Genomic DNA, 15,222 nt, shown 5'->3' with positions numbered 1-15,222 from the left:
CGTCCCTCCCACAGGTATTACCTATCCCCCAAAGGGGCTTACCAGAAGCGTTGCTGGGTCAGGCGGCTCCACCAGGTCAGCAGCACCCGGTCTACCGAGCCGCTGGCCGCCAGGCCCACCCGTTCCTGCAGGCTTTTACGCTCGGCATAGTGCAGGTGGAACACTTCGGCGGTCTTGGCCTTGGTGGCCAGGTATTCGTCGCTGGTTTGCAGTTCGTCGACCAGTTGCTTATCCAGCGCGGCCACACCCAGCCACACCTCTCCGGTCGCTACGTCATCAATCGCCAGCTGTGGGCGATAACGCGAGACGAAGTTCTTGAACAACTGATGGGTGATGTCCAGATCTTCCTGGAACTTCTCGCGGCCCTTCTCGGTGTTTTCGCCAAACACCGTGAGGGTGCGCTTGTACTCGCCGGCGGTCAGTACTTCAAAGTCGATGTCGTGCTTTTTCAGCAGGCGGTTGACGTTGGGCAACTGCGCCACCACGCCAATGGAGCCGAGGATGGCAAACGGTGCGCTGATGATCTTCTCTCCGATGCACGCCATCATGTAGCCGCCGCTGGCCGCGACCTTGTCGATGCACACGGTCAACGGCACGCCCGCCTGACGGATACGCGCCAGTTGCGACGACGCCAGGCCGTAGCTGTGGACCATGCCGCCGCCGCTTTCCAGGCGCAGCACCACTTCGTCCTTGGGCGTGGCCAGGCTCAGCAGCGCGGTGATTTCATGGCGCAGGCTCTCGGTGGCCGAGGCCTTGATGTCGCCGTCGAAATCCAGCACGAACACCCGTGGCTTGGCCTCGGGTTTCTTCTTGCCGTTCTTCTTTTCGGCTTTGCTTTCGGACTTGCGCAGGGCCTTGAGCTGCTCCTTGTCGAGCAGGCTCGACTCCAGGCGCTCACGCAGGCCCTTATAGAAGTCATTGAGCTTGCTGACCTGCAGTTGGCCGGCGGCTTTGCGACGCCCTTTGCTGCGCAGTGCCGCGAAGCTGATCAAGACCACCAGAATAGCGACCACCAGGGTGACGGTCTTCGCCAGAAAGCTCGCGTATTCAGCCAAAAAATCCATGTGTCTCCTTAACAATGCACGGCGCCAGGCGCGGATTGCCCAAGCATACCGACGGGATCGCCGGGCGGCCAGTGCTCAAACCGCCAGCAGGAACGCGCTCCAACGAGCTTTTAAAACAAGCGTATGTTTTTTCATTGACAGCACCCTGGCATCCTCATAACCTCGCCAGACTTTCAACGTACCGGGAAAACGGACGTGGGCAGCATCTATTTGATTCGACATGGCCAGGCCTCCTTCGGTGCAGACGACTATGACGTGCTGTCGCCCGTCGGCGTGGAACAAGCGCAAGTGCTCGGCCGCCACTTGGCGGATATGGGCCTGGTGTTCGACCGCTGCATCGCCGGCGACCTGCGCCGCCAGCAGCACACCGCCACTGCCGCCTTCGATCAATACAGCACCCTCGGCCTGCCGGTGCCTGCATTGGAAACCGACAGCGCCTTCAACGAATTCGACGCCGACGCAATCATCCGCGCCCTGCTCCCCGACCTGCTCGGCAGCGAACCCGACGCCCTGGACATCCTGCGCAACGCCGCGCAAAACCGCAGCGAATTCCAACGCATTTTCGCCCTGATCATCGAGCGCTGGCTGGCCGGCACCTATGACCCCCCGGGGCTGGAAAGCTGGCTGGGCTTCGTCGAGCGCGTCCAGGGTGGCCTGCAACGCATTCTGGAAGCGGCGGACAACACGCAGAAGATCGCCGTGTTTACCTCCGGCGGCACCATCACCGCCCTGCTCCACCTGATTACCCGGATGCCTGCCGCCCAGGCCTTCGAACTGAACTGGCAAATTGTTAACACCTCGCTCAACCAGCTGAAATTCCGCGGTCGCGAGGTGGCACTGGCTTCCTTCAACAGTCACACCCACTTGCAACTGTTGAAGGCGCCGCAACTCATCACCTTCCGATGAAGTGCGGCCAACCGTGACCCCAAGGTCACTGGACTCACCATAAAAGGATCGAAACCATGACTGACGTAGCTAAAGCCGTAGAAGCAATGAAAGCCAAATTCAACCCAAGCGCTGCCGAAGGCTTGGACCTGGTGTTCGGTTTCCGTATCGACGACACCAAGAACTTTTCCCTGGTGGTCAAAGACAAGACCTGCGAACTGCAGGAAGGCGAAAACCCGGACGCCCAAGTGACCCTGGTCATGGACAGCGAGACCCTTGAAGGCATCGTCGACGGTTCCACCGACGGCATGCAGGCCTTCATGGGCGGCAAGCTGCGCACCGAAGGCGACATGATGCTGGCCATGAAGCTGAGCGAACTGTTCCCTTCCTGATTCACGGGCAACCCTGAATCTCTGTGGGAGGGGGCTTGCTCCCGATGGCGGTTTGTCAGTCGCGTCATCAGTTGACTGATCCACCGCTATCGGGGGCGAGCCCCCTCCCACATTTGGGCTGTAGCAGCAACGCCACCAACGCACTCCATCCGGTCTGGTGCGAAGCCCCCAACCCCCGCCCCGTCTCGCCATGGAAATACTCATGGAACAACACCAGGTCACGGCTGGCCGGGTCCGCCTCCAACTGCGCATACCCCGCCATCGACGGTCGTGAACCGTTTTCATCCCGCAGAAACAGGCGGGTCAACCGCTGGCTGAGGCTGTCGGCCACGTCCTCCAGGGATGCCAGATACCCGCTGCCCGTGGGGTGTTCCACCGAGAAGTTGTCCGCGTAGTAGCGGTGAAATTCCCGCAGCGATTCGATCAGCATGTAATTCACCGGCATCCACAAGGGCCCGCGCCAATTGGAGTTGCCGCCGTACAGGCGCGAGTCGGATTCACCCGGCTGGTAACGGGCGCACAGGGTGTCGCCATTCATCTTCAGCGCCAGTGGCTGCTCGGCAAACGCCTTGGACAGGGAACGCACACCAAAGGCCGAGAGGAATTCGTCGTCATCGAGCATGCGCCGCAGCAAATCCTTGGTGCGCTCGCCACGCAACAGCGCCAGCAACAGGCGATTGCCCTGCCCAGGTTCGTTCCAGCGCGACACCAGTTTGGCCAGGTCCGGCCGGTGATGCATGAACCCCAACAGCCGTTCACGCAACCCCTCCAGCCCTTCGTGTTCGCGCTGCTCCAGCACCAGCACGGCAAACAACGGCATCAGGCCGACAATGGAGCGCAGGCGCACCGGCTCGTTCTGGCCGTCGGGACGGTGCAGTACGTCGTAGAAGAACAGGTCCTGCTCGTCCCACAGGCCTTCGGCGCTGTCGTCAACACGGTTGATAGCGCCGGCGATATACAGGAAGTGCTCGAAAAACTTCACCGCAATATCGACGTACACGACATTGCGTTTGGCCAACTCCAGGCCGATACGCATCAAGTCCAGCGCATACGCCGCCACCCAGGCGGTACCGTCGGCCTGATCGAGCTGATACCCCGGCGGCAACGCGGCCGAGCGGTCGAACAAGGCGATATTGTCCAGCCCCAGGAAGCCGCCCTGGAACAGGTTGCGACCCTCGGCGTCCTTGCGGTTGACCCACCAGGAAAAATTCAGCAGCAGCTTGTGGAAGATCCGCTCGAGGAAATCCAGGTCGCCCACACCGGTCAGCGCCTTGTCCTGCTGGTACACGCGCCAGCTGGCCCAGGCATGCACCGGTGGGTTGGCGTCGTCGAAACGCCATTCATAGGCCGGCAGTTGGCCGTTGGGGTGCATGAAGCGGTCCTTCACCAGCAACAACAACTGTTGCTTGGCATACCCCGGATCGATCAGGGCAAACGCCACCGCCTGGAAGCCCTGGTCCCAGGAGGCGTACCACGGGTATTCCCAGGTGTCGGGCATGGACAGGATGTCGAAGTTGGACAGGTGCCGCCAATGGGTATTGCGGATATGCAGGCGCTCGGGCGGTGGCGCGGGCTGGGCCGGGTCGCCGTCGAGCCACTGGTTCACATCGAAATAGTAGAGCTGCTTGGACCACAGCAAGCCAGCCAGGGCCTGGCGCTGCACATTGCGCGCATCGTCATCGGCGATGCCTTGCTGCAAGGCGGCGTAGAAGTCATCGGCTTCCTGGCGACGCTGCTCAAACAGTTTGCGCGCGTTGACCTCCGGCGCGTCCACGGGCGCAAGGCGCAGGTAAAGGCTTTGGCTTTGCAGCCCCGCCAGTTCAAGGATAAAGCGCGCGGCAACCTTGGTACCGGTGTCGCGACGAATCGCAGCGTCCAGCCCTTCAACCACATAATCGTTGATCCCGTCCTTGAACGGCCCCGGCGCCGGTTGCCCGCCCAGTCGCGGGAAGTTGCTCTCGTTTTCACAGAACAGCCATTCCACGCCCTCCTGCCCCCAGGCGCTGAGGCGCAGATCGGGCAATGCATGATGACGGGCCAGCACGTGTTCGCCGTCCAGCCTCAACTGCGGCTTGGGCGCATCCGAGGTCCAGCTCCAGTCATTGCGCGCCCATAGCTGCGGCAGCACCTGCAGGCGCGTCGGCTGCTGCGAGCGGTTGTGCACGGTGACGCGCATGAAAATATCGTCGGGCTGGTGCTTGGCGTATTCGACGCTGACGTCGCAGTAATGGTTGTCTTCGAACACGCCGGTATCAAGGATCTCGTACTCGGCATCGCCCAGCCCACGGCGGGCGTTCTCGGCGATCAGGTCGGCGTAGGGAAAGGCGGCATGGGGGTATTTGTAGAGCATGCGCATGTAGGCATGGCTGGGCACACCGTCGACGAAAAAGTACAACTCCTTGACGTCTTCACCGTGGTTGCCCTCGGCGTTATTCAGGCCGAACAGGCGTTCCTTGAGGATCGCGTCGCGCTCGTTCCACAGGGCCAGGCCCAGGCACCAGCGTTGCGCCTTGTCGCTGAAACCGGCCAGGCCATCCTCGCCCCATCGATAGGCGCGGCTGCGCGCATGTTCATGGGGGAAGTAAGCCCAGGCATCGCCGTCAGCGCTGTAGTCTTCGCGCACCGTGCCCCATTGGCGTTCGCTCAGGTAGGGGCCCCACTCGCGCCAACGCTCGGCCTCCGGCGTCGCCAGGCGTTGGCCTTCGATCGTGTCCAGTATTCGGGTGTCGGGTGTGGCCGTCATCGGGTCCTCCATCGCCTACCAGGTGAGGAGCAGTGTAGAGCCCAATGACGCCCGGTTGCACATGAAGACTTAGAAGATGGCGTAGGTGTAGTTGAAGATCAGGCGGGTCTGGTCCTGGTCGGCGGTGCCGGTGTTTTTGCCGTGATAGGTGCCGGTACGCAAGGTGGTACCGAAGCCTTTCAGAGGCCCGGCTTGCACCACGTAGTCCAGGCGGAAGTCGGTTTCGTTTTCTTTCTGGTCAGGGCCACCGGCGACCTTCGACTTGATATCCGTACCGTCCAGGTAGGCCACGGACGCTTTCAGGCCCGGCACGTAGGCCTTGAAGTCATACGCATACTGCCCGAAGTTGACCTGCTCGCCCGCTCGGGAGAACTGGCCCACCACCGCATCGGTGAACAGGTAGAAGTCGCTGCCGCCGGCACCTTGGGCGTGGGGATCGGCAAGGCTGCCCTGGTTGACCCAGACAAAACCACCATCGTCACCCACGCCAATGTGGCCAAGCATCAAGCTGCTGCCACCCAGCTGGTAGGTGAACGCGGCACTGTAGGTTTTGTTGTCCACTTCGTTGGCGTGCTTGGCGTAGCCGCCGTTGTTGTTGAATTGGTAGCCACTCTCGCCATTCTTGCCGTCGCTGCTGCTGTCGAAGTAACGCAGGTCGGTCTTGAACGACTGGTCGTTGCCCAGGGGCAGCACGTGGACCAGGCCGACGTAGTTCTGTTTGTAGAAGTCCTGCAACTGGGCGTAGTAGTACTGCAACGTCAGGTTTTTTGCGATGGCGTTGTCGGACGAACCAAACGGCTTGTAGTCCACCCCACCGAATTTGAAGCTGTCGCTGTCGCGCGTACCGCCGGCCACGCTCAAGCCCGTGGCGTTGCTGGAGGCACGGCCTTCGGCGCGGTTCAGCTCGCCGCCGGTGAAGGTGACGTTGGGAATATCGTTGGAGGTGAGGATGCCGCCGTCAAAGGTTTGCGGCGCCACGCGGCTGTCGTTGGAGACCAGGATCGGCAACACCGGCGCCAGGCCACCACCGACATGCAACTCGGTCTGGGAAATGCGGAACTTCACGTTGCCGGCCGCACGACCGAAGGAGTCGGCCGGCTCGGTGCCGTTGTTTTTGGTCGGGAAGAAGCTGTTGCCGTTACCCGCCAGGCCCGGGCCTGCGGTGTGACCATCACCGCCGTCCAGGCGCAGGGCGCCGAAGGCCATCACGTCGAAACCCAGGCCAACGGTGCCTTGGGTGAAGCCGGATTTGTAGTCGAAACGCAGTGCGGTAGCAGCTTCGCGCAAGTCGTTGTTGGTGCCCGAGCGGTTATCTGCGCTGTAGTACATGGTCCGCGAACTGACGGACGCATGGCTGTCTTCGAGAAAGCCGCTGTGACCATTGCCCGTCCCCAGCGCGCCGAGCCCGAAGTCATCAGCGTAAGCCTGTTGCGCAAGAACGGCGGCGGTGATCGACAGCGCCAGTGTAGAAATTTTCATTAACTGCGGCCCCTGAATGTTTTTTTATCGTGTTTGGCGTGCAAACCCACTGTCGGCTCTGCAAACGTGACGATTCTTTCATGCCGGCCAGGGCGGACCTCGTGAAGCTTTCTTTAGAAAAGGGCCTGGAAAATGAAATTTCCCTGCCGCCGTTTTTTGTCATATTCACGTCATTTCATTCATTTGCAGAATGAAGTCCAGAGGATTCTTCGTTTGCACGCGCGCCCACAGCCCAACAAAATCCAGGTATCGGCCGCGCCCATCAGCATCGTGATCAGGAATTTTTCTATGCACAGCACCGCACATGTCAGCCCCGACGAGATCCGCAAGGGCTTTTCCAAGGCCATGTCCGACATGTACCGAGATGAAGTTCCGCTGTATGGCGCACTGATGGAGCTGGTCGCCGCCACCAACGCCCGCGTACTCGCCAGCGAACCGGACCTGGCGCAACAGCTGCAACGCACCGGTGAGATCCAGCGCCTGGACATGGAACGCCATGGCGCCATCCGCCTCGGCACCGCGGCGGAACTGGCGACCATCGGCCGCCTGTTCGCGGTGATGGGCATGCAGCCGGTGGGTTACTACGACCTGACCCCCGCCGGCGTGCCGGTGCATTCCACGGCGTTCCGCGCCGTGCACGAAAGCGCGCTGCAGACCAGCCCGTTTCGCGTGTTTACATCGCTGCTGCGCCTGGAACTGATCGAAAACCCCGAGCTGCGCAGATTTGCCGAAACCGCCCTGGCCAAGCGCTCGATATTCACTCCCCGCGCCCTGGCGCTGGTCGAACAAGCGGAGAAGGACGGTGGCCTCAACGCTGCGGATGCCGATGAGTTTGTGCGCCAGGCCCTGGAAACCTTCCGCTGGCACCACACCGCGACCGTGACCGCCGCGCAGTACCAGCAACTCAGCGACCAGCACCGCCTGATCGCTGACGTGGTGGCCTTCAAGGGCCCGCACATCAACCACCTGACCCCGCGCACCCTGGACATCGACCAGGTCCAGGCCGCCATGCCCGGCAAGGGCATCACCCCCAAGGCCGTGATCGAAGGGCCGCCCCGCCGCCAGTGCCCGATCCTGTTGCGCCAGACCAGCTTCAAGGCCCTCGACGAACCCATCGCCTTCACCGACGCCCAGGGCAGCCACAGCGCGCGCTTCGGCGAAATCGAACAACGTGGCGTGGCGCTGACGCCCAAGGGCCGCGCGCTGTACGACCAACTGCTGAATGCCGCGCGCGACGAACTGGGCGCCTTCCCCAACGAGGGCAATGCCGCGCGCTACATGCAGTTGATGGAGCAGCACTTCCAGGCCTTCCCGGATAACCACGGGCAGATGCGTGAGCAGGATCTGGCCTACTTCCGCTACTTCGCCACGGAGAAAGGCCTGGCGGCACGCGGCCAGGCCGATCAACCGCGCACACTGGAGGCACTGGTCGCCGCCGGCCATGTGGCTGTCGAACCCTTGGTGTATGAGGATTTCCTGCCGGTGAGTGCGGCGGGGATTTTCCAGTCGAACCTGGGGGATGGGGCGCAGAGTCACTACGCAGCCAATTCGAACCAGGCCGAATTCGAGAAGGCCCTGGGGCGCAGGACTGTCGATGAATTGAAGGTGTATGGCGAGACGCAGCAGCGCTCCATAGATGAATGCACTCGGGCACTGCTGGTGTAGAAACGGAAAGTGCCCACCCGGCTCACCGGCGCAATCCTTGCGCCGCAACAGTCCCCAGAGCCGGGAGGGCGAGCGGGATCATAGGCAGGCGGCGCAGAGATGTCTTTCAGGCAATTCTGAAAAAATCTGCGCCCGCTATGGCAGGCGCAGTGTTGCGCTTAACCCAATCGCCCCACAATCTCGTCCTTGACCAACAGGCGTTTCTTCTTCAGCTTCTCCACCTCCTCATCGCTGGCCTTGGCCGATTCCGCCTTCAGCACCTCCCCGTCGGCCGCAGCGTATTGAGTGAGCAGCGAGTCCAGGCGTTTGTCGTTCGCCCTGCGTTCGTGAACGGCTTCCTTGCTCAACCCCAAGTCCTGATACAGGTCGTGTTTCACTGGCATGGCGTACCTCCGCATGTTGATCAATGGCTTACCCCCTTGAAGCTAGCCCATTCCAGCCGGTCTTGTCATGTTCAGGGTCAATCCATCCCCGTTCGTCGCGGCGCGGGCAATGGGATCAAACCTTTGCCACACCCCGCCCTCCACTGTAAATCGCCACCCGAGGGAGAACGGTTTCATGACTCATGCTGCCACCGCTGTCGACACCCAATGCATCAACACCCTGCGCACCCTGGCCATGGACGCCGTGCAGAAGGCCAACTCCGGCCACCCCGGCACGCCCATGGGCCTGGCACCGGTGGGGTATACGCTGTGGAGCCGCTTCCTGCGTTACCACCCCGAGCATCCCGACTGGCCCAACCGTGACCGCTTTGTGTTGTCGGTGGGGCATGCGTCGATGCTGCTGTATTCGCTGCTGCACCTGGCCGGTGTGGTCGAGATCGATGCCCACGGCAAACGTTCGGGGCAACCGGCAATCAGCCTGGACGATATCAAGCAGTTCCGCCAGATGAGCTCCAAGACCCCCGGCCACCCCGAGTACCGCATGACCACCGGTGTGGAAACCACCACCGGGCCGCTGGGCCAGGGCTGCGCCAACAGCGTCGGCATGGCCATGGCCGAGCGCTGGCTGGGCAAGCGTTTCAACCGCGACGGCCAGGTGCTGTTCGACTACAACGTCTACACCCTGTGCGGCGACGGCGACATGATGGAGGGCATCAGCAGCGAAGCCGCGTCCATGGCCGGGCACCTGAAGCTGGATAACCTGTGCTGGATCTACGACAACAACACCATCAGCATCGAAGGCCACACCGAGCTGGCCTTCAGCGAAGACGTGATCAAGCGCTTCCAGGCCTATGGCTGGCACACCGTGCACGTGACCGATGCCAATGACCTGCAGGCCTTGAGCGAAGCGCTGAACACCTTCAAGGGCAACACCGGCGCGCCGACCCTGATCGTGGTCGACAGCGTGATCGGCTACGGTTCGCCACACAAACACAACACCGCCGCCGCCCATGGCGAGCCGTTGGGCGATGAGGAAATCCGCCTGACCAAGGCCGGGTATGGCTGGCCGCAGGATTCCAGCTTCCTGGTCCCCGACGAGGCCCGCACGGTGTTGCGTGACGCCCTGCTGGAGCGCAGCCAGCCGTTATATGACGCCTGGCAGCACAGCCTGGCGCAGCTGCAGCAGCACGAGCCGCAACTGGCCGAAGAGCTGCGCCGCATGCGTGCCGGCGAAATGCCGGAGCATTGGCAGGATGACCTGCCCGGTTTCGACCCCGACGCCAAGGGCGTGGCCAGCCGTGCCGCCGGTGGCGAAGTGCTGAATGCCTTTGCCCGGCAGATCCCGTGGCTGCTCGGCGGCTCGGCGGACCTGTCGCCCTCGACCAAGACCAACCTCACCTTCGACGGTGCCGGGCGTTTCAGTGCCGACGACTACAGCGGGCGCAACCTGCACTTCGGCATCCGCGAACACGCCATGGGCGCGATTGCCAACGGCATGGCGCTGTCCTACCTGCGGCCGTACACCTCGACATTCCTGGTGTTCAGCGACTACATGAAACCGCCGATCCGCCTGGCCGCGATCATGGAGCTGCCGGTGGTGTTCGTGTTTACCCATGACTCGATTGGCGTGGGCGAAGATGGGCCGACCCACCAGCCCATCGAACACCTGACCCAACTGCGCGCCACGCCGGGGTTGCTGACCCTGCGCCCCGGCGACGCGAATGAAACCCTGGAAGTGTGGAAGGTCGCGCTGGCGCAGACCCACCGGCCAAGTTGCGTGATACTGTCCCGCCAGCCACTGCCGACGCTGGATCGTACCCAGTACGCGGCGGCATCGGGGGCGGCCAAGGGCGCCTATGTGCTGGCGAAGGCAGATGATCCTCAGGTAATTCTGCTGGCGAGCGGCAGTGAAGTCAGCCTGGCGGTGGCGGCGTATGAGCAGTTGAAAGGCGCAGGGATTGCCGCGCAGGTGGTTTCAATGCCCAGCTGGGAACTGTTCGAAGACCAGGACCAGGCCTACCGCGACAGCGTGTTGCCGCCGGCAGTGAAGGCCCGGGTAGTGGTGGAACAGGCCGGGCCACTGGGCTGGGACCGCTATGTCGGCCAGACCGGCGCCAAGGTGGTTATGAACAGCTTCGGCGCGTCGGCGCCGCTGGCGAAGTTGCAGGAGCAGTTCGGGTTTACGGTTGAGAATGTGGTGAAGCAGGCCAGGGCACAGATCAACCTGACCTAACGCTGAGCAAAATGTGGGAGGGGGCTTGCCCCCGATGGCGGTGGCTCAGTCAAATTGTTAGCGACTGACACTCCCTCATCGGGAGCAAGCCCCCTCCCACATTTGGACAACATCGCTTGTCAGAGCAGCTCTCGGGCCAGGAATGGCGCGGTGCGGCTGGTTTTGTTTTTGGCCACCTTCTGCGGCGTCCCACTGACAACCACCTTGCCGCCCAGGTCCCCGGCTCCCGGTCCGATGTCGATCACCCAGTCACTCTGGGCCACCACGCGCATTTCATGTTCCACCACGACCACCGTATGCCCTCCATCCACCAGTTGATTGAGCTGGCTGAGCAGACGGTCGACATCCCGTGGGTGCAGCCCGGTGGTGGGTTCGTCCAGCACATACAAGGTCGCGCCCCGGGCATTACGTTGCAGCTCGGTGGCCAGTTTGATGCGTTGCGCTTCGCCGCCGGACAGTTCCGTCGCCGGCTGCCCAAGGCGCAGGTAACCCAGGCCGATATCCCGCAGCACGTGCAGTGAACGCAGTACCCCAGGTTGTTCGGCGAACACCTCCACCGCTTGTTCCACGGTCAGCCCCAGCACCTGGGCGATGCTCAGGCCTTGCCATTTGACGGCCAGGGTTTCAGGGTTGTAGCGCGCGCCGTGGCAGGTCGGGCACGGGGCGTAGACGCTGGGCATGAACAGCAATTCGACGCTGACAAAGCCCTCGCCTTCGCAGTTCGGGCAACGGCCCTTGGCGACGTTGAAGGAGAACTGCCCGGCGTCGTAATCGCGCTTCTTCGCCGCTGGCGTGGCGGCGAACAACTTGCGCACGTTGTCGAACAAACCGGTGTAGGTCGCCAGGTTGGAACGCGGGGTGCGGCCGATGGGTTTCTGGTCCACCTGCACCAGGCGGCGGATGTGCTCCAGGCCGGCACTGATGCGCCCGCCGCTGATTTGCGGGGCGTCGTCTTCCAGGCTCGGCTCTTCGTCGTTTTCCACCCGGCTGCCGAGGCCGCTGCCCACCAGTTCCAGCAGCGCCTGGCTGACCAGGCTGGACTTGCCCGAGCCGGAAATACCGGTGACCGCCGTAAAGCAGCCCAACGGGACATCCACGCTCAGGTCCTTGAGGTTATTGCGCGTCACGCCTTCCAGGCTCAGCCAGCCGCTGGGTTCACGGCGCGCCGGGTTCCCAGGGCGCTTGTCGGCGAACAGATAGGCCCGGGTCTGCGACGCCTCAACGTCCGCCAGACCGGCCGGTGGCCCGCTGTACAGCACGTGCCCGCCATGCTCGCCGGCGGCCGGGCCCACATCGATCAACCAGTCGGCGCGGCGCATGGTTTCCAGGTCATGTTCCACCACAAACAACGAATTGCCCGCCGCTTTCAAACGTTCGAGCGCGCTGAACAACGCTTCGCCATCCGCCGGGTGCAGGCCTGCCGAAGGTTCATCCAGCACATAGATCACCCCGAACAATTGCGAACCCAATTGCGTGGCCAAGCGCAGGCGCTGCAACTCCCCGGACGACAGGGTCGGCGTGCTGCGCTCCAGGGACAAATAGCCCAACCCCAATTCGATCAAGGTACTGACCCGCTCCAGCAGATCCTCGGCAATACGCTGGGCCGCCAGGCGTTTTTCCACCGACAGCTTCATCTTGTCCTGCCCCGCCGCCACCGGCCGCAACAACGCGGCCAATTGCGTCAATGACAGTTGCGACAACTCGCCAATGTCCACCCCGGCAAACTTCACCGACAGCGCCGCCCGGGTCAGCCGCTTGCCCTCGCACAACGGGCAGGCGCTGCCCTGCATGAACTGCGACACGCGCTTCTTCATCAGCGCGCTTTGGGTGTGGGTGAAGGTGTGCAGGATGTAGCGCCGCGCGCCGCTGAACGTGCCCTGGTAGCTTGGCTCCAGCTTGCGTTTCAGTGCATCGCGGGTTTGCGCCGGGGTGAAACCGGCATACACCGGTACGGTGGGGGTTTCTTCGGTGAACAGGATCCAGTCGCGCTGCTTTTTCGGCAGGTCGCGCCAGGGAACATCCACGTCATAGCCCAGGGTCACGAGAATGTCGCGCAGGTTCTGGCCCTGCCACGCCAAGGGCCAGGACGCCACCGCTCGCTGGCGGATGGTCAGGGACGGATCGGGCACCATCAGCGCCTCGGTCACTTCATACACACGGCCCAGGCCATGGCATTGCGGGCACGCGCCCTGGGGCAGGTTCGGCGAGAAGTCCTCGGCATACAGCATCGCCTGTCCCGGCGGGTAGCTGCCGGCACGCGAATACAGCATGCGGATCAGGCTCGACAGGGTGGTCACACTGCCCACTGAGGAACGCGCACTCGGCGTGCCGCGCTGCTGCTGCAACGCCACGGCGGGCGGCAGGCCTTCGATGCTGTCGACATCCGGCACGCCGACCTGATCGATCAGGCGCCGTGCATAGGGCGCCACCGATTCGAAATAGCGGCGCTGGGCCTCGGCATACACCGTGGAAAACGCCAGGGACGATTTGCCCGAGCCGGAGACGCCGGTAAACACCACCAGGGCATCCCGGGGAATGTCCACGTCGACGTTCTTCAGGTTGTGTTCGCGGGCGCCGCGCACCTTTACGAATCCAAGGTGCTGGGCAGTGATCGGAGGCATGTTGCGCTGTGACGTCATGAACAACCTTGTCTGGCGGTGAGCACGCTGCGCAACCGTTGCGTCAGGGCCTCGGGGCTGTAGGGTTTGCTCAGCAAGTGAATGTCAGCGCTGAGCAGGTGATTGCTGGAGAGGATGTCGCGGGTGTGCCCCGAGGTGAACAGCACCGCCACCGGCGGCGATTGGACGCGGGCCCACTCGGCCAGGTCAGTGCTTTTGATACGGCCGGGCATCACCACATCGGTGAAGATCAGGTCGGGCCGCACGCCGTCCTGCAAGGCTTGCATCGCGCGGTCGCCGTCTTCGGCGGTCAACACCGTGTAGCCTGCCTGTTCGAGCAGGTCCACCACGGTCACCCGCACATCCTCGTTGTCCTCCACCACCAGGATGGTCTCCTGGCCCATGTCGTGGGGCACGGGTTCTGGGTGAGTCTCCTGGGCCTCTTCGCCCAGGCTGCGCGGAAAGTACATTTGCACCACGGTGCCCTTGCCCTCCTCGCTCCACACGTCCACATGCCCACCGCTCTGGCGGACAAAACCAAACACCATGCTCAAGCCAAGGCCGGTGCCGTGGCCATCGCGCTTGGTGGTGAAAAACGGCTCGAACACCCGCGACAGGATCGCCGCCGGCATGCCCACGCCAATGTCGGTGACGGCCAGGCGCACATACTCGCCTGGCTTGATGCTTTTGCCGCGGCAATCCTTGGGGTTGAGGATGATGTTTTCGCCGGTGATGCGAATCACGCCTTCGCCTTTCATGGCGTCGCGGGCGTTGATCGCCAGGTTGAGCAGCGCATTTTCCAACTGGTTGCGATCGACGTTGATGCACCAGGAATCCTGGGGCAGCTGCACGTCGATATGAATGGTTTCACCCAACGCACGTTGCAGCAGTTCGCCCAGCCCGGCATAGATGCGCTGCGGGTTATACACGGCCGGTGACAACGGTTGGCGCCGGGCAAAGGCCAGCAGCTGCGAGGACAGTTTGGCGCCCCGCTCCACCGCAGCGATGGCCGCCGTGACCCGCCGCTGCACCTGGGCATTCTCCGGTTCATGGCGGGCCAGCAGGTGCAGGTTGCCGGCGATCACTTGCAACAGGTTATTAAAGTCATGGGCCACGCCACCGGTCAGGCCACCAATGGCTTCGAGCTTTTGCGACTGGCGCAGTTGGTCTTCGGCGGCGGAACGCGCCTGGACTTCGGCGGCCACCCGTTGCTCCAGGTTATGGGTCAATTCCTGGCGCACACGTTCGGAATGCACATGGGCGGTGGTCTCCACCACAATCGCCAGCACACCGGCCGGTTGCTGGTTATCCCCGGCGACGGGGCTGTAATAGAGATCCAGCCACACCGTTTCCGGCTGGCCGTTGCGCAGCAGTACCAGGTCTTTGTTGTTGAACGACAAGGTGCCGCCGGCCAGGCAGGTGTCCACCACATGGCGGTTGAAGTCGGCGACTTCCGGCCAGCCCAGTTCCACCGGCGTGCCGAGCAAATAAGGATGGCGGCCACCGGCAAACACCGAATAGCTGTCGTTGTAGATCATGTGCCCCGCCGGCCCCCAGAGCATCACCATGGGCACGGGGGATGCCAGCATCATCTGCACGGTACAGGCGAGGCTGGTGGACCAGCGATCAAGGGGGCCCAGATCGGTGGTGGACCAGTCAAATGCGCGAATGCGCTGGGCCATTTCGCCGGCCCAACCTTCACAGCCGTGGGGGTCGGATAAGAATTGCATCGTTCGGCTCTGCGCAGAGAAAGGACGGTC

10 protein-coding genes are annotated in these 15,222 nt (G+C 62.9%); 4 read left to right on the top strand and 6 right to left on the bottom strand.

Features of this window, described 5'->3' with window-relative positions:
• Positions 1 to 38 precede the first annotated feature (38 nt).
• The gene (gene sohB / locus AC07OT_RS27430; RefSeq protein WP_027608646.1) at positions 39 to 1,064 is read right to left on the bottom strand and encodes a protease SohB; all 1,026 of its coding nucleotides are present in this window, start codon (positions 1,062 to 1,064) and stop codon (positions 39 to 41) included.
• A gap of 195 nt (positions 1,065 to 1,259) precedes the next feature.
• On the opposite strand from sohB, the gene AC07OT_RS27425 reads away from it, so the two are divergent.
• Together AC07OT_RS27425 and AC07OT_RS27420 are read left to right on the top strand one after the other, a co-directional pair.
• Positions 1,260 to 1,970, top strand: a complete 711-nt coding sequence (locus tag AC07OT_RS27425; RefSeq protein ID WP_092356735.1) for a histidine phosphatase family protein — start codon at positions 1,260 to 1,262, stop codon at positions 1,968 to 1,970.
• Between the two features lie 56 nt (positions 1,971 to 2,026).
• Positions 2,027 to 2,341: an SCP2 sterol-binding domain-containing protein gene (locus AC07OT_RS27420; RefSeq protein WP_005788868.1), complete on the top strand. Its 315-nt coding sequence runs from the start codon at positions 2,027 to 2,029 to the stop codon at positions 2,339 to 2,341.
• Positions 2,342 to 2,408: 67 nt separating this feature from the next.
• Here AC07OT_RS27420 and AC07OT_RS27415 read toward each other — a convergent pair whose 3' ends face one another.
• On the bottom strand, positions 2,409 to 5,084 hold the full coding sequence (locus tag AC07OT_RS27415) for an MGH1-like glycoside hydrolase domain-containing protein (RefSeq protein ID WP_495109544.1): 2,676 nt from the start codon (positions 5,082 to 5,084) through the stop codon (positions 2,409 to 2,411).
• 69 nt (positions 5,085 to 5,153) lie between these two features.
• Complete coding sequence (locus AC07OT_RS27410; protein WP_421147057.1) at positions 5,154 to 6,563, bottom strand: OprD family outer membrane porin; 1,410 nt, start codon at positions 6,561 to 6,563, stop codon at positions 5,154 to 5,156.
• Between the two features lie 288 nt (positions 6,564 to 6,851).
• Between AC07OT_RS27410 and hglS the strand changes: the two genes are divergently transcribed.
• Entirely contained in the window at positions 6,852 to 8,228 is a 1,377-nt protein-coding gene (gene hglS, locus AC07OT_RS27405) for a 2-oxoadipate dioxygenase/decarboxylase HglS (protein WP_495109543.1), read from the top strand.
• Positions 8,229 to 8,386: 158 nt separating this feature from the next.
• Here hglS and AC07OT_RS27400 read toward each other — a convergent pair whose 3' ends face one another.
• Positions 8,387 to 8,611 (bottom strand): DUF465 domain-containing protein, encoded by a 225-nt coding sequence (locus tag AC07OT_RS27400; protein ID WP_141155217.1) that lies wholly within the window; start codon positions 8,609 to 8,611, stop codon positions 8,387 to 8,389.
• Between the two features lie 175 nt (positions 8,612 to 8,786).
• Between AC07OT_RS27400 and tkt the strand changes: the two genes are divergently transcribed.
• Positions 8,787 to 10,844, top strand: coding sequence for a transketolase (gene tkt, locus AC07OT_RS27395; RefSeq protein WP_495109542.1), 2,058 nt, complete (start codon positions 8,787 to 8,789; stop codon positions 10,842 to 10,844).
• Between the two features lie 119 nt (positions 10,845 to 10,963).
• On the opposite strand, the gene uvrA is transcribed toward tkt, so the two are convergent.
• Positions 10,964 to 13,483, bottom strand: coding sequence for an excinuclease ABC subunit UvrA (gene uvrA, locus AC07OT_RS27390; RefSeq protein ID WP_495109541.1), 2,520 nt, complete (start codon positions 13,481 to 13,483; stop codon positions 10,964 to 10,966).
• Positions 13,480 to 15,192, bottom strand: coding sequence for an ATP-binding protein (locus AC07OT_RS27385; protein WP_495109540.1), 1,713 nt, complete (start codon positions 15,190 to 15,192; stop codon positions 13,480 to 13,482). Before AC07OT_RS27385 ends, uvrA begins: the two co-directional genes overlap by 4 nt.
• Positions 15,193 to 15,222 lie beyond the last annotated feature (30 nt).

It is taken from the genome of Pseudomonas sp. GW821-FHT09C10 (genome assembly GCF_059418085.1).
This window is presented reverse-complemented; position numbering and strand designations above follow the sequence as displayed.

Coding starts and splice junctions, on each gene's coding strand:
- uvrA (WP_495109541.1), bottom strand. CDS start 13,483: ATGACGTCACAGCGCAACATGCCTCCGATCACTGCCCAGCACCTTGGA.
- AC07OT_RS27400 (WP_141155217.1), bottom strand. CDS start 8,611: ATGCCAGTGAAACACGACCTGTATCAGGACTTGGGGTTGAGCAAGGAA.
- AC07OT_RS27420 (WP_005788868.1), top strand. CDS start 2,027: ATGACTGACGTAGCTAAAGCCGTAGAAGCAATGAAAGCCAAATTCAAC.
- tkt (WP_495109542.1), top strand. CDS start 8,787: ATGACTCATGCTGCCACCGCTGTCGACACCCAATGCATCAACACCCTG.
- AC07OT_RS27410 (WP_421147057.1), bottom strand. CDS start 6,563: ATGAAAATTTCTACACTGGCGCTGTCGATCACCGCCGCCGTTCTTGCG.
- AC07OT_RS27415 (WP_495109544.1), bottom strand. CDS start 5,084: ATGACGGCCACACCCGACACCCGAATACTGGACACGATCGAAGGCCAA.
- sohB (WP_027608646.1), bottom strand. CDS start 1,064: ATGGATTTTTTGGCTGAATACGCGAGCTTTCTGGCGAAGACCGTCACC.
- hglS (WP_495109543.1), top strand. CDS start 6,852: ATGCACAGCACCGCACATGTCAGCCCCGACGAGATCCGCAAGGGCTTT.
- AC07OT_RS27385 (WP_495109540.1), bottom strand. CDS start 15,192: ATGCAATTCTTATCCGACCCCCACGGCTGTGAAGGTTGGGCCGGCGAA.